General features: G+C 74.8%; 18 protein-coding genes and 1 other RNA gene. 8 read left to right on the top strand and 11 right to left on the bottom strand.

The window, feature by feature from the left end:
* Positions 1–153: 153 nt before the first annotated feature.
* The 4 genes from ASF50_RS07565 to rnpB form a co-directional block, all read right to left on the bottom strand.
* Positions 154–384, bottom strand: coding sequence for a hypothetical protein (locus ASF50_RS07565; protein WP_056864272.1), 231 nt, complete (start codon positions 382–384; stop codon positions 154–156).
* Positions 385–453: 69 nt separating this feature from the next.
* Positions 454–1,686, bottom strand: a complete 1,233-nt coding sequence (locus ASF50_RS07570) for a glucose-1-phosphate adenylyltransferase family protein (RefSeq protein ID WP_056903945.1) — start codon at positions 1,684–1,686, stop codon at positions 454–456.
* Positions 1,687–1,801: 115 nt separating this feature from the next.
* The gene (locus tag ASF50_RS07575; protein ID WP_056903946.1) at positions 1,802–2,395 is read right to left on the bottom strand and encodes a GNAT family N-acetyltransferase; all 594 of its coding nucleotides are present in this window, start codon (positions 2,393–2,395) and stop codon (positions 1,802–1,804) included.
* 67 nt (positions 2,396–2,462) lie between these two features.
* Positions 2,463–2,861, bottom strand: an RNA gene (gene rnpB / locus ASF50_RS09290) — RNase P RNA component class A.
* A gap of 28 nt (positions 2,862–2,889) precedes the next feature.
* Here rnpB and ASF50_RS07580 point away from each other — a divergent pair.
* A complete protein-coding gene (locus tag ASF50_RS07580) occupies positions 2,890–3,327 on the top strand; it encodes a tetratricopeptide repeat protein (RefSeq protein WP_082502852.1) in 438 nt (145 codons plus the stop codon).
* Between the two features lie 46 nt (positions 3,328–3,373).
* Here the strand turns inward: ASF50_RS07580 and ASF50_RS07585 are convergent, their stop codons facing one another.
* Positions 3,374–4,459 carry a LysR family transcriptional regulator gene (locus ASF50_RS07585; protein ID WP_056903947.1) on the bottom strand — a complete coding sequence of 362 codons (1,086 nt, stop codon included), beginning with the start codon at positions 4,457–4,459 and terminating at the stop codon, positions 3,374–3,376.
* Between the two features lie 109 nt (positions 4,460–4,568).
* Here ASF50_RS07585 and ASF50_RS07590 point away from each other — a divergent pair, with 109 nt between their 5' ends.
* Entirely contained in the window at positions 4,569–5,570 is a 1,002-nt protein-coding gene (locus ASF50_RS07590) for an EamA family transporter (protein ID WP_082502854.1), read from the top strand.
* On the opposite strand, the gene map is transcribed toward ASF50_RS07590, so the two are convergent.
* Positions 5,496–6,359: a type I methionyl aminopeptidase gene (map, locus tag ASF50_RS07595; protein WP_235557584.1), complete on the bottom strand. Its 864-nt coding sequence runs from the start codon at positions 6,357–6,359 to the stop codon at positions 5,496–5,498. The two genes, ASF50_RS07590 and map, sit on opposite strands and share 75 nt — an antisense overlap.
* Before the next feature lie 25 nt (positions 6,360–6,384).
* Here map and ASF50_RS07600 point away from each other — a divergent pair, with 25 nt between their 5' ends.
* Together ASF50_RS07600 and ASF50_RS07605 are read left to right on the top strand one after the other, a co-directional pair.
* Positions 6,385–6,600: a hypothetical protein gene (locus ASF50_RS07600; RefSeq protein ID WP_056864277.1), complete on the top strand. Its 216-nt coding sequence runs from the start codon at positions 6,385–6,387 to the stop codon at positions 6,598–6,600.
* An 89-nt stretch (positions 6,601–6,689) separates the two neighbouring features.
* Positions 6,690–6,914: a hypothetical protein gene (locus tag ASF50_RS07605; RefSeq protein WP_156697876.1), complete on the top strand. Its 225-nt coding sequence runs from the start codon at positions 6,690–6,692 to the stop codon at positions 6,912–6,914.
* 24 nt (positions 6,915–6,938) lie between these two features.
* On the opposite strand, the gene ASF50_RS07610 is transcribed toward ASF50_RS07605, so the two are convergent.
* The 4 genes from ASF50_RS07610 to ASF50_RS07625 all read right to left on the bottom strand — a co-directional run bounded on the left by ASF50_RS07610 (position 6,939) and on the right by ASF50_RS07625 (position 11,594).
* A complete protein-coding gene (locus ASF50_RS07610; protein ID WP_056903949.1) occupies positions 6,939–8,252 on the bottom strand; it encodes a hemolysin family protein in 1,314 nt (437 codons plus the stop codon).
* Between the two features lie 114 nt (positions 8,253–8,366).
* Positions 8,367–9,653 carry a PQQ-dependent sugar dehydrogenase gene (locus ASF50_RS07615; protein WP_056903950.1) on the bottom strand — a complete coding sequence of 429 codons (1,287 nt, stop codon included), beginning with the start codon at positions 9,651–9,653 and terminating at the stop codon, positions 8,367–8,369.
* 357 nt (positions 9,654–10,010) lie between these two features.
* Positions 10,011–10,943 carry a 3-methyl-2-oxobutanoate hydroxymethyltransferase gene (gene panB, locus ASF50_RS07620; protein WP_056903951.1) on the bottom strand — a complete coding sequence of 311 codons (933 nt, stop codon included), beginning with the start codon at positions 10,941–10,943 and terminating at the stop codon, positions 10,011–10,013.
* A gap of 132 nt (positions 10,944–11,075) precedes the next feature.
* The gene (locus ASF50_RS07625) at positions 11,076–11,594 is read right to left on the bottom strand and encodes a VOC family protein (protein ID WP_056903952.1); all 519 of its coding nucleotides are present in this window, start codon (positions 11,592–11,594) and stop codon (positions 11,076–11,078) included.
* A 62-nt stretch (positions 11,595–11,656) separates the two neighbouring features.
* Between ASF50_RS07625 and galE the strand changes: the two genes are divergently transcribed.
* From galE to ASF50_RS07645, 4 genes are all read left to right on the top strand, one after another.
* Positions 11,657–12,688, top strand: a complete 1,032-nt coding sequence (gene galE, locus ASF50_RS07630; RefSeq protein WP_056864283.1) for a UDP-glucose 4-epimerase GalE — start codon at positions 11,657–11,659, stop codon at positions 12,686–12,688.
* Between the two features lie 41 nt (positions 12,689–12,729).
* On the top strand, positions 12,730–14,778 hold the full coding sequence (locus tag ASF50_RS07635; RefSeq protein ID WP_200920045.1) for an NAD(+) synthase: 2,049 nt from the start codon (positions 12,730–12,732) through the stop codon (positions 14,776–14,778).
* Between the two features lie 127 nt (positions 14,779–14,905).
* The gene (locus tag ASF50_RS07640; protein WP_056903954.1) at positions 14,906–15,277 is read left to right on the top strand and encodes a hypothetical protein; all 372 of its coding nucleotides are present in this window, start codon (positions 14,906–14,908) and stop codon (positions 15,275–15,277) included.
* Positions 15,278–15,426: 149 nt separating this feature from the next.
* On the top strand, positions 15,427–15,804 hold the full coding sequence (locus tag ASF50_RS07645) for a hypothetical protein (RefSeq protein ID WP_056864285.1): 378 nt from the start codon (positions 15,427–15,429) through the stop codon (positions 15,802–15,804).
* Positions 15,805–15,916: 112 nt separating this feature from the next.
* Here ASF50_RS07645 and ASF50_RS07650 read toward each other — a convergent pair whose 3' ends face one another.
* A complete protein-coding gene (locus ASF50_RS07650; RefSeq protein WP_056903955.1) occupies positions 15,917–17,254 on the bottom strand; it encodes a sensor histidine kinase in 1,338 nt (445 codons plus the stop codon).

Genomic DNA, 17,254 nt, shown 5'->3' on the forward strand with positions numbered 1-17,254 from the left:
CGGGTCTGCCGCGTCTCGTGCCGGGGGGAACGCGAGCCGCGTCGCAGCCACCCGGGGGGCCGTGGGTCCTACTCTCCCCAGCGCGCGGGGGCGATCACTCCTCCGATCGGACATTTCTGGCCGGGGACCCGGTCAGAAGCGTCCCGACGGGGCTCAGGTGTCGCGGCGCGGGCGCTCGTAGTCCGACGGCTCGCTGTCGATCATGAAGCCGCGGTCGGCCTTGATGCCCTCGACCATGCGGTGCAGCCAGTCCTCGTCGGAGGTCTCGATGTCGCGCTGGGCCAGCTCGCCGCGCAGGTAGTCGAGCAGCTCGGTCTGGCCGGTCGCGTAGGCGACCGAGGTGGAGTCGACCGCGGCCTGCAGGTCGGCGTCGTAGGTGGCCATGGGGTTCCTTCCGTCGGCGCCGCCGGTCGGCGGCAGGTGAGCAGTGTGACGTACGTCGGGGCCGTGCGCTCAGGCGGTGGTGCCGGGCTCCAGCCGCGCACCGGGCTCGAGCACCACGCCCTCGCCGACCGTGCACTCGCGGCCGAGCAGCACGACGTGCTCGGGGTCGGGCCGCGAGGCCGTCTCGCGGGGCGCCCCGACCATGGCGCCGACGCCCACGCGGCAGCGCACGTCGACGACGGCGTCGTGCACGGCGCTGCGGGCACCGACCACGGAGTCGGCGAAGAGCACGCTGTCGGTGACGATCGCGCCCTCCTCGACGACCACCCCGGGCCCCAGCACGCTGCGGTGCACCGACCCCGCGACCTGGCAGCCCGGGGAGACGAGGCTGTCGACGACGTCGGCGCCGTCGCGCAGCCGCGCCGGCGAGCGCTGTGGCTGGCGGGTGAGGATCGGCCAGTCGGCGCGACCCAGCACCCCCTGGTCGTCGAGGAGCAGGTCGTGGTGGGTGCGCAGGTACTTGTGGGGCTCGCCCAGGTCGCGCCAGTAGCCGTCGAGGGCCAGCGCCCGGGTGCGGCCCCGCTCGACCAGCCGCGGCACCAGGTGGTCCCCGAAGTCGTCGAGCCCGGAGTCGCCGGCCGGGCTGTCGGCGCCGAGCTCGCGGTGCAGCTCCTCGAGCACCTCCACCAGCACGACCGGGTCGTAGGCGATGACCTCGGTCGAGACCACCGAGGTCGCGGGCTCGTCGGGCTTGTAGGCGAAGCCGGTGACGAGGCCGTCGTCGTCGGCCTCGACGACCCCGTGGTCGCCCGCCTCGGAGGGGTCGACCTCGCTGGTGAGCAGGGTGCACTCGGCGCCACGGTCGAGGTGGGCGGCGACGAGCTCGGCGTAGTCGTAGGTGTAGACGTGGTCGGCGCTCATCACGAGCAGGACGTCGGCGCCGAAGCCGGTGATCTGGTGGCGCAGCCGGTAGAGCTCGTCGGCGTTGCCCCGCGCGAAGCCCTCCTCGTCGAGGCTGCCGGTGCCCTCCTCGGGCATGAGCAGCCGCAGGCCGCCGCGGGTGCGGTCGAGGTCCCACGGGCGTCCGTTGGCGACCTCCTCCTCGAGCGTGCCGCCCTGGAACTGCACCGAGAGCCACACGTCGCTGATGCCGCTGTGGGTGAGGTTGGAGAGCGGGAAGTCGACGAGCTGCAGGACGCCGGCCACGGGCAGCGCGGGCTTGGCGCGCTCCCGGGTCAGCACGTCCATGCGCCCACCGGCGCCGCCGGCCTGGACGATCGCGAGCACGCGGGGTCTGGTCATGGGTCACCCAAGCACGGACGCCGACCCGCACGCGAGGCCCCCCGGGGTGGTGCGGGCACCACGCGCGCCGCGCCCCGACCCGGGGCTCCGGCCCCGGACGAGGCGCGGGCTCGGCTCAGGCCCCGGTGGACAGCCGGTGCCGCACGACGCGGCGCCGCAGCGTGGGGGAGGAGACGACCTCGTAGCCGGCCTCGAGGAAGACCTGCAGCAGCCCGACCGACGCCTCGTCCCAGATGACGGTGCGCCCGGGGGCGGGCTCGATCGGGTAACCCTCGAGGACGTGGGCGCCGACCTGCGCGCCGTACTCGACGGTGGCCGCGGCGAGCTCGTAGGTGAGACCGGTCCTGCGCCAGCCCGACCGCACCACGAAGCAGGTCACCGACCAGACGCCGGACAGCTCGGGGTCCTGACGCATCCAGGGCTGCTTGCGGCTCCAGATGCGGGGGTAGTGCTCGCGCGGCTCGACGGCGACCCAGCCGGCGGGCTCGCCGTCGACGTAGCCGACGAGGCCGGAGGTCGGGCCGTCGGTGCCGCAGGCGGTCTGCGCGACCAGCGCCGCCTCCCGCTGCTCCTGGGTGGTGTCGCGCCAGATCCAGCCCGGCGCCTTCAGGCCCTGGCAGCGGCACCTGCTCGCCCCGCCCGCCGCGAACACGGCCGCGATGTCCTCGGCGGAGGCGCGGTGGGCCGGGAGCCAGGTGAACTCGGGCATCTCGCGACCCTAGGACCTCGGCGTCCCGGGGTGAAGGGGCACGCGCGGTGCAGCGGACCCCGGGGTGCGGACGGGCTGGCCTGTAGGCCGGGTTCTGTGCCGGCTCGCGCCGGCGGCGACCATCCATCTACGACTGCCGTTGCCGACAGCCTCCAGCGGTCTACCCGTGCACTCGGGCGGGTCACCCTCAGACGTGCACGCGTGCGGGGCCTCGCGGCTCCGCACTTCTTGACCTTGCTCCAGGTGGGGTTTGCCTAGCCGCCCCGGTCGCCCGGGGCGCTGGTGGTCTCTTGCACCACCGTTTCACCCTTACCGCCTCGGGCCGGAGCCCTCGGCGGCGGTCTGTTCTCTGTGGCACTGTCCCGCGGGTCACCCCGGGTGGGCGTTACCCACCACCACGCCCTGAGGAGCCCGGACCTTCCTCGGCGCCTCCCGAGGGAGACGACGCGGTCGCCCGGCCAGCCCGTCCGCAGGAGAGAACGTACCGTGGGGGCGTGTCCTCCGACGACCTGGTGCCCCCGCCCCTCGTGTTCCCCGGCCAGACCGGCGCGGAGTCCGCCTACCGTGTCGCCCACGACCTGCTCGTGCGCCGCGCACCGGCCGAGGCGCTCGCCGTGCTCGAGCCCGCGCTCGCCCTCGACCCGACCAGCTCGGGGCTGCGGACCCTGCGCGCCTGGGCGTACCTGCTGCGCGCCCAGCTGACGAAGGCCGAGGCCGAGCTGGCCGGCCTGGTGGAGGAGAAGCCCGACGACCTGTGGGCGCGTCACGCGCTGGGGCGCGCCCTGGAGCGCCAGAGCCGCCTCGCCGACGCCCTGCCCCACCTGCGGCTGGCCGCGGCGATGTCGGGCGACCCCGAGCACGAGGTCGCGGTGCTGCGCGTCGAGCGGCGCCTCGCCGAGGCCGGCGAGCGGTCCTTCGACGACCTGACCTGACCCCGACCTGACCCCGACCTGACCTGGCCTCGGGGCCTGGGGTGGGTCAGCCGTCCCCGCGGTCGCCGCGGACCGTCGGGGCCGTCGGGGCCGTCGGGACAGCGGCGTGCCCGCAGTAGCGCGGCGCCACCTCGCGCAGCGCCTCCAGCACCACCCGCACCGCGGCCCGCTCGGCCTGGTCGGCGCGGGCGAGCGCGGCGATGCGCCGGGTCTGCACGGGCGCGGCGGTGGGCAGCAGCACCGGCCTGCCCGCCCCCGAGCCGGCCTCCGAACCCGCCTCCGGGGCGGCTCCCGAGGCCGTGTCACCCAGGCGGGCGGCGTGGCGCGGGAGCAGGGCGAGGCCGTGCCCGGCACCCACGAGCGCCTGCTGGGTGCGCAGGTCGGCGAAGCGGTGGGTCACCTGCGGCGCCGGGGCGCCCGCGGCGGCGAACCACGCCAGCAGCGCCCGGTCGAAGGGCCAGCCGGCCGGCACCCCGACCCAGGTCTCGGCGCGCACGTCCTCGACCCGGACCGGCCGGGTGGTGCCGGCCAGGGGGTGGCCGGGCGGCACACCCACGTCGAGCGGCTCCTCGACCAGGTCGACCACCCGCACGCCGCGCCGTCGCCACAGGGCCTGCGACACCGCGCCCGACCACGCGCCGTCGACCGACGCACGGTGGGCCAGGACGACGTCGGCGAGGTCGGTGCGCGCGGCGTACTCGTCGCCGTGGAGGTCGGCCTCGACCACCTCCAGCTCCAGACCGGGGTGGCGGGAGAGGGCGGTGAGCAGGTGGGGGAGCAGACCCTGCGCGGCGGTGGGGAAGACGCTGAGCCGCACGGTGCCCCGCACCTCGCCGTGGTAGTCGTCCCACCGGGCCTGCACGCGCTCGAGCGCCTGCTCGACCTCGCCCGCGGCCTCGCAGAGCACCCGGCCGGCGTCGGTGAGCTCGACGCGGCGACCGACCCGGCGCAGCAGGCTGGCGCCGGCCTCGCGCTCCAGGGTCTTGAGCTGCTGGGAGACCGCCGTGGGGGTCAGGTGGGCGCGCCGGGCCACCGCGGTGACGGTGCCGAGCCGCTCGAGGTCGCGCAGCAGCCCCAGCCGGCGGACGTCGAGGTGGCGCGGGGGCGGGGTCTGCCCGGTCGGGACGTCCATGAAGGAAGACTACGCAGTCGCTGCAGCATGATGACATGGACCTTCACGGTGGGTGGCCCCAGGCTGGGTGCATGACCCTCACGCACGTCCCGCTCCGGGTGGACCGCCGGTGACCCGCCGCGACGCCCTGCTCGCCGTGCTCGTCTCGGTCTGCTGGGGCGTGAACTTCCTGGCCATCCACGCCTCCCTGGAGCACTACCCGCCGATGTTCCTGGTCGCGCTGCGCTTCGCCGTGATCGCGGTGCCCACGCTGCTGCTGGTGCGGCGCCCGCAGGTGCCCGCGCGCTGGCTGGTCGGCTACGGCGTGGGCTTCGGCGTGCTCCAGTTCGTGTTCCTCTACGCCGGCATGGCCGCCGGCATGCCGGTCGGGCTGTCCTCGCTGGTGCTCCAGGCCTCCGCGCCCTTCACGGTGCTGATCGCGGCGGCGTGCCTGGGCGAGCGCCCCTCCCGCGCGACCTGGGTCGGCATCGCGGTGGCCATGGCCGGGCTGCTGGTGATCGCGGCCTACCGCGGCCTGACGGTCTCGCTGCTGCCGACGGTGCTGGTGCTGCTGGGGGCGCTGGGCTGGGCCCTGGGCAACATCGCCTCGCGCCAGGCCCAGGCCCAGGCCGGGCCGGCGGGCGCCTCACCCTTCGCGCTCATGCTGTGGATGACGGTCGTGCCCCCGCTGCCGATGCTGGCGCTCTCGCTCCTGGTCGAGGGGCCGGACCGGATCCTCGCGTCGCTCGGCTCCGCCGTGGGTCCGGGCGCCGCGCCCGAGGCGGCCGCGGCCAACCTCGGCCTGCTCTACACCGTGGTGGTCGGCACCCTGGTCGGCAGCGGGCTGTGGACGCTGCTGCTGCGGCGCAACCCCTCCAGCGCGGTCGCGCCCTTCTCGATGCTGGTGCCGGTCACCGGCATCACGACCGCGTGGCTGGTGCTGGGCGAGACCCCCGCGCTGGCCGAGGTGCTCGGCGGGGTGCTCGTGGTGGGGGGTGTGCTGCTGCCCCACGCGTGGCGCCGGCGCCGGGGCTCGCGTGCGGCGGCGGGGGCGGGCTCAGGGGTGGGTGAGGACCTCGGCGCCGTCGGCGGTGACGAGGAGGGTGTGCTCGAACTGCGCCGAGCGCCGTAGGTCCTTGGTGGCCACCGTCCAGCCGTCGTCCCACATCGTCCACTCGTGGGTGCCGAGGTTGAGCATGGGCTCGATGGTGAAGGTCATGCCCACGTTGATGACGTCGTCGTAGTGCGGGTCGTCGTAGTGCGGCACCACGAGCCCGGCGTGGAAGTGGGTGCCGATGCCGTGGCCGGTGAACTCGCGGACCACGCCGTAGTCGAAGCGACGGGCGTAGGTCTCGATCACCCGGCCGATGACGTTGAGCCGTCGGCCGGGCCTGACCGCCCTGATCGCCCGGTCGAGGGCCTCGCGGGTGCGCTCGACCAGCAGCCGCGACTCCTCGTCGACGTCGCCGGCGAGGAAGGTGGCGTTGGTGTCGCCGTGCACGCCGTCGAGGTAGGCGGTGATGTCGATGTTGACGATGTCGCCGTCCTCGACCACGCGGCTGTCGGGGATGCCGTGGCAGACGATCTCGTTGACGCTGGAGCACAGCGACTTGGGGAAGCCGCGGTAGCCGAGCGTGGAGGGGTAGGCGCCGTGGTCGCACAGGAACTCGTGGCCGAGGCGGTCGAGCTCGTCGGTGGTGACCCCCGGCTGCACCGCCGCGCCGACGGTCTCGCGGGCCTGCGCGGCCAGGCGGCAGGCCGCGCGCATGCGCTCGATGGTCTCGGCGTCCTTGACCTCGCTGCCCTCGAAGGGAGCGGGGGCGGGGCGGTCGACGTACTCGGGGCGCACGATGTGGGCGGGCACCGGGCGGCGCGGGCTGACGGCGGCCGGGGTCACGGGGGCGGCTGCGGGAGGGGTCACGGGCGTGAAGTGTAGTTTCGCCCCCATGGCTGACAGCGACGGCGAGTACTGGTTCAACGTCAAGCTCCACCGGGTGGAGACCACCGAGGACCTGAGCCCCAGCAAGGACCGGCTCGGGCCCTACGCCACGCGGGCCGAGGCCGAGCGGGCCCTGGAGAAGGCGGCCCAGCGCAACGAGGACTGGGACGGCGACCCGGACTGGAACGACGACGCCCCCGCCGCCGGCGGGGACCCCCGCTGACGGTGGCCCCCGGCTGGGGCGGGGGGCGGGGCCGACCCGGTCGCCCGCCGCGCCGCGCGGACGCCGCCTCCCCGTGGCCCTTCGTCGGCATGGCCGGCATGGCCGCGGTCTTCTTCCTGTACGCCGCGAGCGGCCCGGTCACGCCGTGGTGGGGCCAGGCCCTGCTGCTGGCCTTCTGGGCCCTCCTGCTGCTGGTGGCCGCGGCCTGGTGGAGCCTGCACCCCGGCTGGGTGCCGTGGGTGCCGGTGGTCGGCTTCGTGGTGCTCTTCGCGACGGTCGTCGCGGGGGCGGCCTGGTGGGGCTGGGCGGATTAGCCCCCCGACGGGGCCGCCCCGGGCTCAGGCGTCGGCCGTGGTCGCTGTGCCCGCCCCCGGCCCGGGCTCGGTCTGCTTCACCGACAACCGGGTCAGGCGCGCGCCCTCGCGGCCGGTGACGACGAGGGTGTGCCCACCGACAGCGAGGTCGTCGCCGACGTCCGGGATGCGCCCGAGGCGGTGCAGCACGTAGCCCGCGGCCGTCTCGTAGGGTCCGTCGGCCAGCTCCACGCCGGTCTGGGTCGCGAACTCCTCGATGGTCAGCGCGGCGTCGACCTCGCCGTCGTCGGAGGTGCGCTGGTGGGTCGCGGGGTCGTCGTACTCGTCGTCGATCTCGCCGACCAGCTCCTCGACCAGGTCCTCGAGGGTGACGATGCCGTCGGTGCCACCGTACTCGTCGACGACGACCGCGAGGTGGGCCCGCTGCTTGCGCATCCAGGTCAGGGTGGGCAGCACCCGGTTGGTGCCGGGCAGGTGGGTCACCGCGCGCAGGTGCTGCTCGACGGTGTCGGTGGGGTCGTCGGGGTCGGCGCCGAAGAGGTCGCGCACGTGCACGAAGCCGCGCACGTCGTCGACGTCGCGCCCGATGACGGGGTAGCGGGAGAAGGGGTTGTCGCGGATCGTGGCGAAGGCCTGGGCCACGGTGTCCTCGACGCGCAGCACCGTCACGTCGGCGCGGGGCCGCATCACCTCCACCAGCGTGCGGTCGCCGGCGTCGAAGACGTCGACGAGGATCTGGCGCTCGCTCTCGCCGAGGCCCTCGTGCTGGTCGACCATGTAGCGCAGCTCGTCCTCGCTCATCTCCTCCGAGGCCGCGTGAGGGTCGCCGCCGACCAGGCGCACCACGGCGTCGGTCGACTTCGACAGCAGCCAGATCACCGGGCGCATGAGGTTGGCGAAGCGGTCGAGCGGCGGCCCGACGACCAGGGCGACGCCGGCGGAGCGCTGCAGCGCGATGCGCTTGGGCACCAGCTCGCCCAGCACGAGGCTGACGTAGGCCACCACGAGGGTCAGCAGGACCAGGGCGGCGGTGTCGGCCGCCGCCTCGGGCAGGCCCGCGCTGACGAGGAAGGGCGCGAAGTCGGGCGCGAGCGTCGAGGCGCCGTAGGCGGCGGAGAAGAAGCCGGCCACGGTCACGCCGATCTGCACGGCGGCGAGGAAGCGGTTGGGCTGGCGCGCGACGTGGGCGACGCGTCCGGCGCGCCCGCCGCGCTTCTCGAAGTCGCTGACCTGGCTCTCGCGCAGGGAGACCAGCGCGATCTCCGTGCCGGCGAACACCCCTCCGACGAGCACGAAGGCCAGCACGAGGGCTGCGTTGATCAGGGTCTGTTGGTCCACCGGGTCTCCTGGTGCGGGGGCGAGGTGGTGCCGAGCGTGCCTGATCGCCCCAAGGGGTGATCCGGATGCGGCCGGGGTCGGGCCGGGGTCGGGCCGGGGTCGGGCCGGGTCCGGTCAGGCCGGGGTGACCCGCAGCACGACGTCGTTCCCGTCGCCGTTGTCGGTGGTCAGCAGCAGCGCGCCGCCGGGGGCCTGGGTGACCTGGCGGATGCGGCCGTGCTCCTTCAGCGCCGCGGGGGCGCGGACCTTGCGCAGGTCACCCCGCGCGTCGAAGGTCAGGAAGAGCACCTCGGTGTCCTTGAGCACCGCCACGGCGAGGGCGCCCCGCAGGGCGCCCCACTGCTTCCCGCGCACGAAGGTGGCACCGCAGGTGGCGACGGTCGAGGGGCCCGAGCGCCACCGGGCGGCGACCTGGGTGCCGGGCAGCGACCGGTCGGTCATCGGCACCTGCTCGTTGTAGCCGGGGACGGGGTGCCAGCCGTAGTCGCCGCCGTTGCGGAGCTTGTTGACCTCGTCGTCGCGGAAGCTGCCCTGCTCCACCGACCACAGGCTGCCGTCGGCGCGCTGGGCCAGGCCCTGCACGTTGCGGTGGCCGTAGGTGTGGACGTAGCGCTTGCTGCGCACCTTCGCACCGGGGAAGGGGTTGCCGGGCCAGGGGGCGCCCGTGCGGCGGTCGAGGCGCAGGGTCTTGCCGCCCAGCGAGGTCAGGTCGCGGGGGTTGGTGCCGACCGCGGCGTCGCCCGTGCCGACGAGCAGCGAGCCGTCGCGGGCGACGAGGAGCCGGCAGCCGCCGTGGCGCCCGGAGGAGGCGGGCAGGCCCTTGAGGAGCACCTTGGCGCGGGTCGCGGTGGTGGCGGCGTCGTCGAGGGTCCAGGCGACCACGCGCACGTCGTGGCCGCCGCCGGAGGTCGTGGCGCCCTGGCAGGTGTAGAAGCGCCCGTTGTCGGCGAAGCGGGGGTCGACCTCCAGGCCCATGAGGCCGGTCTCCCCGGAGACCCACACCTGGTCGGAGGGGAAGTCGACGTCGCGGGTCTCGCCACCCTCGACCACGGTGAGCGCGGCGCGGTCGCGCTGGGTCACCAGGAGGCGCCCCTCGCCGATGGAGCGCACGTCCCACGGGTGGTCGAGACCGGAGGCCACCCGCGACACCCTCAGCCGCGGCACGGCCCGGGGTGCGGTGACGGGGGCGGGGTGAGGGTCGGCGGTGCTCCCGGGAGCCGCGGTGCGGGAGTCCGTGGGGCCCTGGCCGTCGGGCGTCGCCTGTGCCGCCTGGGCGGTCGGTGCCGCGGGGGCGAGGAGCGCGGCGGCGAGCAGGGCGGCGGCGCACGCGCTCAGGCGGCCGCCACGGTGGGCGGGACCGCCGGCGGGGCGGGTGGGGCGGCGGAGTCCGAGAGGGGCCATGGCGCCACGCTACGGCGCGACCCGCCCGGAGGCATCCACCCGATCGGTGGATCTCGTGTGGAGGAGCGCCCGCCGGGCGCTGCGGTGCCGGGCGTCGTGTTACCGAACCGGTGGGGTCGTGTCACCGCTGCGTGGACCGGCCGTGGGCCTGACGTCCGTAGTGTTCTACCCATCAGCCGGACCTTCCGGGGGGACGGACCGGCTGCCGACGGAGAAGGCGACGGAGGGTCGCGCGCTCCCGGGGGACCACGTGGCTGGGGGGCCACAGCGCCCCCGTCGTCGGACACACGGGGACAGCCCGCACGACGTTCCGGGGGGAGCGGCGCGCGGGCTGTCTCGTGCTGCCCGGAGGTCGCGTCAGAAGGTGTGCTCGGGGCCGGGGAAGGTGCCGCCCCTGACGTCGGCGGCGTAGGCACGGGCCGCGTCGAGCATGACGCCGTGCAGGTCGGCGTACTGCTTGACGAAGCGCGGCATCCGCCCGGTGCGCAGACCCAGGGCGTCCTGCCACACCAGCACCTGGCCGTCGCACTCGGGGCCGGCCCCGATGCCGATCGTGGGGATGCCCAACGCACGGCTGACCTCGCCGGCGACGTCGCCGGGCACCATCTCCATGACCACGGCGAAGGCGCCGGCGGCCTCGACCGCCCGCGCGTCGGCCAGCACCCGGGCGGCGGTGTCGCCGCGGCCCTGCACGCGGTAGCCGCCGAGGGTGTGCTCGCTCTGGGGCGTGAAGCCGATGTGGGCCATCACCGGCACGCCGCCGCGGGTGAGCAGCTCGATCTGGGGCGCCATCTCGGCTCCGCCCTCGAGCTTCACGGCGTGGGCGCCCCCCTCCTTCATGAAGCGCACGGCGGTGTCGTAGGCCTGCTGCGGCGAGCCCTGGTAGGAGCCGAAGGGCAGGTCGCCGAGCACCATCGCGCGCCGCGCCGAGCGGGCCACGGCGCGGGTGAGCGGCAGCAGCTCGTCGACGGTGACCGGCAGCGAGGTCTCGTTGCCGAGCACGTTGTTGGAGGCGGAGTCGCCGATGAGCAGGACGTCGATGCCGGCCTCGTCGAAGGTCTGCGCGGAGTACTGGTCGTAGGCGGTGAGCATCGTGATCCGCTCCCCGCGCTGCTTCATCTCGCGCAGGTGGTGGGTGCGCACGCGTCGTGCCGGGGCGGGTGCGGCGGCTGCGGTGGGCGCGGTGGGGGCGGCCGGGCCGGTGCCGTAGGGCGCGGGCTCCTCGGGTGCGGCGGACGACGGCACGGACGGGTCGGGCGACCCGGGCGAACCGGGGCTGGGCGTGCTCATGACGAGCTCCTTCGGCTGCGATCTCGCGGCTCCCGGATGGAGTCCACGGACTGCTCCCAGGCTAGGGGCGCGAGGTGGCCGGGCGGCAGGTGCGCGAGCGGGTGGTGGTGCTCACACCGACGCCGCCCGACGTCAGGTGACGGGCCGGCCGGCCGCGTCGGCCGCGGCCTCGAGCTCGGCCACGACGATGCGCCGCATGCCGAGCATGGCCTGCATCGCGGCTCCGGCCCGTGCGGGGTCGGGGTCGGAGAGCAGCTCGCCGAGCCGGTCGGGCACCACCTGCCAGGACAGTCCGAAGCGGTCGGTCAGCCACCCGCACCGCGACTCCTCCCCGCCGTCGCCGAGGCGCCGCCAGTAGTGGTCGACCTCGGCCTGGTCGCGGCAGGCGATGCTGAAGGAGACCGTCGGCGTGAAGCCGGCGTGGAGCGGTCCGCCGTTGATCGCGCGGAAGGTGAGGCCGTCGAGGGTGAACTCCCCGGCCATCACCGTGCCCGCGGGCATCGGGGCGCCCTCGCCGTACCGCGACAGGTGGCCGACCGAGGACCGGGGGAAGATCGCGGTGTAGAAGGACGCCGCCTCCTCCAGCTCGTGGTCGAACCACAGGCAGGGGGTGATGCTGCCGGCGGGCCTGTCTCCTGTGCTGAGGCTCATGCGGGGGCAGACCACGGCGGGGCGGGGAAGTCATCGGCGCCGGCCTCGGTAGGTTCCTCCCCATGCGCGTCTTGGTCTCCGGCGGTGCCGGCTACATCGGGTCCCACACCGTCCTCGCCCTCATCGAGGCCGGCCACGACGTCGTGGTGGTCGACGACTTCTCCAACAGCAAGCCCACGGTCGTGGCCCGCCTCGAGGCGCTCTCCGGGCGCCACGTGCCGCTGCACGCCATCGACCTCACCGACGTCGACAAGACCTCCCACCTCTTCGCGGTGGAGGAGATCGACGCGGTGATCCACTTCGCCGGCTTCAAGGCCGTGGGGGAGAGCGTCGCGAAGCCGCTGGAGTACTACCGCAACAACCTCGATTCCACCTTCTCCCTCGTCGAGGCCATGCGCCGCCACGACGTGCACCGCCTCGTCTTCTCCTCCTCGGCCACCGTCTACGGCGACAAGGCCCCCCTGCCCTTCCACGAGGACTACGCCGACCTCAGCGCCCTGAGCCCCTACGGCCGCTCCAAGGTGATGATCGAGCACGTGCTCTCCGACGTCGCGGCCGCGACCCCGGGCCAGCGCACGGCGCTGCTGCGCTACTTCAACCCCGTGGGCGCCCATCCCTCGGGCGACCTCGGCGAGGACCCGCAGGGCATCCCGAACAACCTCATGCCGTTCATCGCCCAGGTCGCGGTGGGCCGGCGCGAGCGGCTCTCGGTCTTCGGCGACGACTACCCCACCGACGACGGCACCTGCGAGCGCGACTACATCCACGTCATGGACCTCGCCGCCGGCCACGTCGCCGCCCTGGAGCACCTCGACGACATGGCCGAGCCCGCGCGCGCCTTCAACCTCGGCACCGGGCACGGCACCAGCGTGATGGAGCTCTTCCACGCCTTCGAGCGGGCCGTGGGCCGCGAGCTGCCCTACGAGGTGGTCGGCCGGCGCCCCGGCGACCTGCCCCGCATGTGGGCCGACGCCACCCGGGCCCGCGAGGAGCTGGGCTGGGAGGCCACCCGCACCGTCGACGAGATGTGCGCCGACACCTGGTACTGGCAGTCGCGCAACCCGCACGGCTTCCCCGACGGCACCCGGCGCTGAGCGGTCCGGCCGGGGAGGTCCCCGGCGCGGGCATCCCTAGGATGGGCGCCGTGGACTTCTACTCGGCCTACGCCCAGGGCTTCGCTCGGGTCGCGGCCTGCACGGTGCCCGTCGCGATCGCCGACCCGGCGACCAACGCCGCGCGGGTGCTCGAGCAGGCCCGGGCCTGCCACGACGACGCCGTGGCCGTGGCCGTCTTCCCCGAGCTGTGCCTCTCGGGCTACTCCATCGAGGACCTCCTGCTGCAGGACGTGCTCCTCGAGGCCGTCGAGGACGCGATCGAGACCGTGCGCGCCGGGTCGGTCGACCTGCTGCCGGTGCTCGTGGTCGGGGCCCCGCTGGTGCACGGCACGCGCGTGCTCAACTGCGCCGTGGTGATCCACCGCGGCCGGGTGCTGGGCGTGGCACCCAAGTCGCACCTGCCGACCTACCGGGAGTTCTACGAGCGACGCCACTTCGCCCCCGGCGACGACCGGCGCGGAGCCACCCTCCGCCTCGGCGGCCACGACGTGCCGCTGGGTCCCGACCTGCTCTTCACGGCCGAGGACGTGCGCGGGCTGACCCTCCACGTCGAGGTCTGCGAGGACATGTGGGTGCCCGTGCCGCCCAGCGCGGAGGCCGCCCTCGCCGGTGCCACGGTCCTGGCCAACCTCTCCGGCAGCCCGATCACGGTCGCCCGTGCCGAGGACCGCCACTTGCTGGTGCGCAGCGCCAGCGCGCGCTGCTCCGCGGCCTACGTCTACGCCGCCGCCGGCCAGGGCGAGTCGAGCACCGACCTGTCCTGGGACGGCCAGACCCTCGTGCACGAGTGCGGCGACCTGCTGGCCGAGGGCGAGCGCTTCGCCCGGGGCCCCGTGCGCACCGTGGCCGACGTCGACCTCCACCGGCTGCGCCAGGAGCGGCTGCGCCAGGGCACCTTCGACGACAACCGCCGCACCCACGCCGAGCGGGTCGAGGCCTTCCGCACCGTCTCCTTCACCCTCGACCCGCCCACCGGCGACGTCGGGCTGCGCCGCGCCGTCGACCGCTTCCCCTTCGTGCCCAACGACCCGGCGCGCCTCGCGCAGGACTGCTACGAGGCCTACGCCATCCAGGTCTTCGGCCTCGAGCAGCGCCTCACCGCGATCGGCCAGCCCAAGGCCGTCATCGGCGTCAGCGGCGGCCTCGACTCCACCCACGCCCTCATCGTGGCCGCGCGCGCCATGGACCGCCTCGGGCGACCGCGCAGCGACATCCACGCCTTCACCATGCCGGGCTTCGCCACCGGCGACGTCACGAAGTCCTACGCCACCCGGCTGGCCGCCTCCCTCGGCGTCACCTTCGAGGAGCTCGACATCCGCCCGGCCGCCGAGCAGATGCTGCGCGACCTCGACCACCCCTTCAGCGACGGCGCGCCCGCCTACGACGTGACCTTCGAGAACGTCCAGGCCGGGCTGCGCTACGACTACCTCTTCCGCCTGGCCAACCACCGCCGCGGCATCGTCGTCGGCACCGGCGACCTCTCCGAGCTCGCGCTGGGCTGGTGCACCTACGGCGTGGGCGACCAGATGTCGCACTACAACGTCAACGCCGGGGTGCCCAAGACCCTCGTGCAGCACCTCATCCGCTGGGTCGCCGACAGCGACCAGTTCGACGAGGAGACCAACGCCCTGCTGCGCGAGATCGTGCTGCAGGAGATCACCCCCGAGCTCGTGCCGACCACCGAGGGCGAGCGCCCGCAGGCCACCGAGGACACCGTGGGGCCCTACCCGCTCCAGGACTTCACCCTCCACCACGTGCTGCGCCTGGGCATGCGTCCCAGCCGGGTGGCGTTCCTCGCGTGGCACGCCTGGCGCGACGCCGACGCCGGCCAGTGGCCCGCCGGGCACCCGGTCGAGCGGCGGGCGGCGTACGACCTGCCCGCCGTGCGGCACTGGCTGGAGGTCTTCGTGACCCGCTTCTTCGCCAGCCAGTTCAAGCGCTCCGCGCTGCCCAACGGGCCCAAGGTCAGTGCCGGCGGCACGATGTCGCCGCGCGGCGACTGGCGCATGCCCTCCGACGCCTCGGCCGCCGCGTGGCTGGCCGAGATCGAGGCGCACGTCCCCCGCTGAGCGGCCCGTCAGCAGCGCCGGGCGCCGGCGCTGCGACCTTAGCCCGGCCTTAGCGGATCCATGGTTCGCGGTTAGCGCTGGTCGCGACAGTCTCTTCCTCGTCAGCACGAGACGAGGAGACACAGACATGAAGAAGGCCCTGCTGGTCGTCGCGGCGGTCGTCGTGGTCGTGCTCGTCGGAGGCGGCGCCTGGGCGATGCTCGGCGGCGGCACCGACCTGCAGACCCGAGGCACCTGCGGCAACGCGACCTACGAGCTCAGCGCCGAGGACGACGACGACAACCTCGAGGTGAACTTCGAGCTCCAGTCGGCCAGCGCCGGCGAGGCCTGGGAGGTCGTCGTCGAGCAGGACGGCACCGCGCTGTTCTCCGGCGAGCGCACCACCGACGAGGACGCCGAGCTCGACGTCGACGTGCTCGGCGACGAGGACGCCGACGCCGTCTTCAGCGTCGTCGCCACGCCCCAGGGCGGCGGGGCCTGCACCGTCGACCTCGACTGAGGCCACGGCTCTGCCGCCACCACGGCTCCACACCGCTCCACCCGCTCGAGCCGCTCCACCCGGCTCGACCCGCTCCACCCGGCTCGAACCGCTCCACCCGCTGGACCCATCCACCCATCCCCGCACCACCCGTCCCAGGAGGACCCACCATGATCAAGCGCACCGCCGCCCTGCTCGCCACGACCGCCCTCGTCGCCGTCCCGGCCACCACCCTCGTGGCGGCTCCCGCCCACGCCGTCGAGCGCGGCGGGGTCTGCGGCGACGGCCGCTTCTCCCTCGACGTCGAGACCGACGACGGCCAGTACGAGATCCAGGGCGACCTCGACAACGTCAAGGCCGGCTCCCGCTGGAAGCTCGTGCTCAAGCAGGACGGCAAGGTCATCTTCAAGGACACCCGCCGCGCCGACAACGAGGGCGACATCGACGTCGAGCGCACCCGTCCCAACACCGCCGGCAAGGACACCTTCCGCTTCATCGCCACCCGCGTCGGCGGCAGCCCCACCTGCTCCACCAAGGTCACCCTCTGACCTGACGGCACCCCGCGCGTGGCACCGCGCACGGCACCACCCGACGGGGCCGCTCCTCCGGGAGCGGCCCCGTCGTCGTGCTGCCCGCGCCGCTCGTGCCCTCCGAGCGTCCCTAGGTCGGCGGACCGAGCTCGACCCGCACCCGACCGCCGCCGGCGGGGGAGCGCTCCAGGGCCAGCGAGCCGCCCGACTCCTCCGCGGTGCGCACGGCGATGGCCAGCCCCAGGCCCGTGGACCCCGCGCCCGAGGTGCCGCGGGCGGTGACGTCGACGCCGTCGGGGAAGCCGCTCCCGGCGTCGTCGACGAGGAGCAGGACCCCACCGCCGGGACGCGGGGCCAGCTCGACGCGCAGGTCGGCGCCGTCGGGGGTGTGGGAGAAGACGTTGTCGAGCAGCACGTCCACGAGCGCCTGCAGGTCCTCCTCGGCCGCTCGCACCCGCGCCGGCACGGCGCCACCGGGACCGAGGTCGGGGTGGACGACCAGTGCGAGGGCGCGGCCCTGGTCCTCGGCCAGCGCCTCCCAGAAGTCCGTGCGGTCGGTGACCACCGCGACCGCGTCGGCCTCGGGCACCAGGCCCTCGCGCTGCGAGCGGCGGGCCTCGCGCACCACGTGGTCGACCGTGGCGTCGAGCTCGTCGAGGTCGGCGCCGAGCCGCTCGCGGTCGCCGGGGTCGGCCAGGGAGTCGACACGCAGGCGCAGCGCCGTCATGGGCGTCCGCAGCCGGTGCGACACGTCGGCGACCGAGTCGCGCTCGCGGGCGAGCAGCACCTCGATGCGACCGACCAGCCGGTTCATCGCGCCTGCGAGCTCGCGCACCTCGAGTGGCCCGCTCGGGGTCACCGGGTCGGGCCGCCGGCGGTCGCCCAGCTGCCCGGCGTACGCCGCGAGCGCGCGGACGGGCTGCACGAAGCCGCGTCCGATCCGGTCGGCCAGGGCGAGCGCGGCCAGCAGCAGGACCAGCCCGAGGGCCACCAGCGCGAGGTAGATGCGCAGGATGCCCGACTCCAGGCCGGGGGCCTCCACGCGGACCCGGATGACCGGGGTGTTGCCGGGAGCGGCGGTGTTGCCGCTGAGCGAGACCGGCACCAGGAACTCCGCGCCGCCCGCGACGTCGTCGACGCGGGCCAGGCCGGTGTTGCGGGTGGCCACGACGCGTCGCGTGGCCGCGCCCGACTCGGGCACCGAGTAGCCCTCGGGGTGGTCGGCGTCGGGTGGGTAGAACACGGTCGTGGTGGTGCCGGTGCCGCGGTTGACCAGGCCGAGGTAGACGCTCACGGCGCCCGGGTCCTGCCCCGCGACCACCGTCTCGGTGGCCTGCACCTCCAGCGCGGCGCGGGAGAGCCGGTCCTCGAGGGCGTAGCTGCGCAGCAGCAGTCCCATCGGCACGAGCATGGCGAGCAGCACCATCGACACCGCGGCGGCGACGGTGAGGGTCAGGCTCCGGCGCAT

This window comes from Nocardioides sp. Leaf307 (assembly GCF_001423135.1).
GTDB lineage: Bacteria > Actinomycetota > Actinomycetes > Propionibacteriales > Nocardioidaceae > Nocardioides > Nocardioides kribbensis.

Excerpts from the sequence above, each read along its gene's own strand:
- ASF50_RS07565 (WP_056864272.1), bottom strand. The coding sequence starts at position 384 with ATGGCCACCTACGACGCCGACCTGCAGGCCGCGGTCGACTCCACCTCG.
- ASF50_RS07570 (WP_056903945.1), bottom strand. The coding sequence starts at position 1,686 with ATGACCAGACCCCGCGTGCTCGCGATCGTCCAGGCCGGCGGCGCCGGT.
- ASF50_RS07575 (WP_056903946.1), bottom strand. The coding sequence starts at position 2,395 with ATGCCCGAGTTCACCTGGCTCCCGGCCCACCGCGCCTCCGCCGAGGAC.
- ASF50_RS07585 (WP_056903947.1), bottom strand. The coding sequence starts at position 4,459 with ATGGACGTCCCGACCGGGCAGACCCCGCCCCCGCGCCACCTCGACGTC.
- ASF50_RS07600 (WP_056864277.1), top strand. The coding sequence starts at position 6,385 with ATGGCTGACAGCGACGGCGAGTACTGGTTCAACGTCAAGCTCCACCGG.
- ASF50_RS07605 (WP_156697876.1), top strand. The coding sequence starts at position 6,690 with ATGGCCGGCATGGCCGCGGTCTTCTTCCTGTACGCCGCGAGCGGCCCG.
- ASF50_RS07615 (WP_056903950.1), bottom strand. The coding sequence starts at position 9,653 with ATGGCCCCTCTCGGACTCCGCCGCCCCACCCGCCCCGCCGGCGGTCCC.
- panB (WP_056903951.1), bottom strand. The coding sequence starts at position 10,943 with ATGAGCACGCCCAGCCCCGGTTCGCCCGGGTCGCCCGACCCGTCCGTG.
- ASF50_RS07625 (WP_056903952.1), bottom strand. The coding sequence starts at position 11,594 with ATGAGCCTCAGCACAGGAGACAGGCCCGCCGGCAGCATCACCCCCTGC.
- galE (WP_056864283.1), top strand. The coding sequence starts at position 11,657 with ATGCGCGTCTTGGTCTCCGGCGGTGCCGGCTACATCGGGTCCCACACC.
- ASF50_RS07635 (WP_200920045.1), top strand. The coding sequence starts at position 12,730 with ATGGGCGCCGTGGACTTCTACTCGGCCTACGCCCAGGGCTTCGCTCGG.
- ASF50_RS07640 (WP_056903954.1), top strand. The coding sequence starts at position 14,906 with ATGAAGAAGGCCCTGCTGGTCGTCGCGGCGGTCGTCGTGGTCGTGCTC.
- ASF50_RS07645 (WP_056864285.1), top strand. The coding sequence starts at position 15,427 with ATGATCAAGCGCACCGCCGCCCTGCTCGCCACGACCGCCCTCGTCGCC.
- ASF50_RS07650 (WP_056903955.1), bottom strand. The coding sequence starts at position 17,254 with ATGCGCCGGAGCCTGACCCTCACCGTCGCCGCCGCGGTGTCGATGGTG.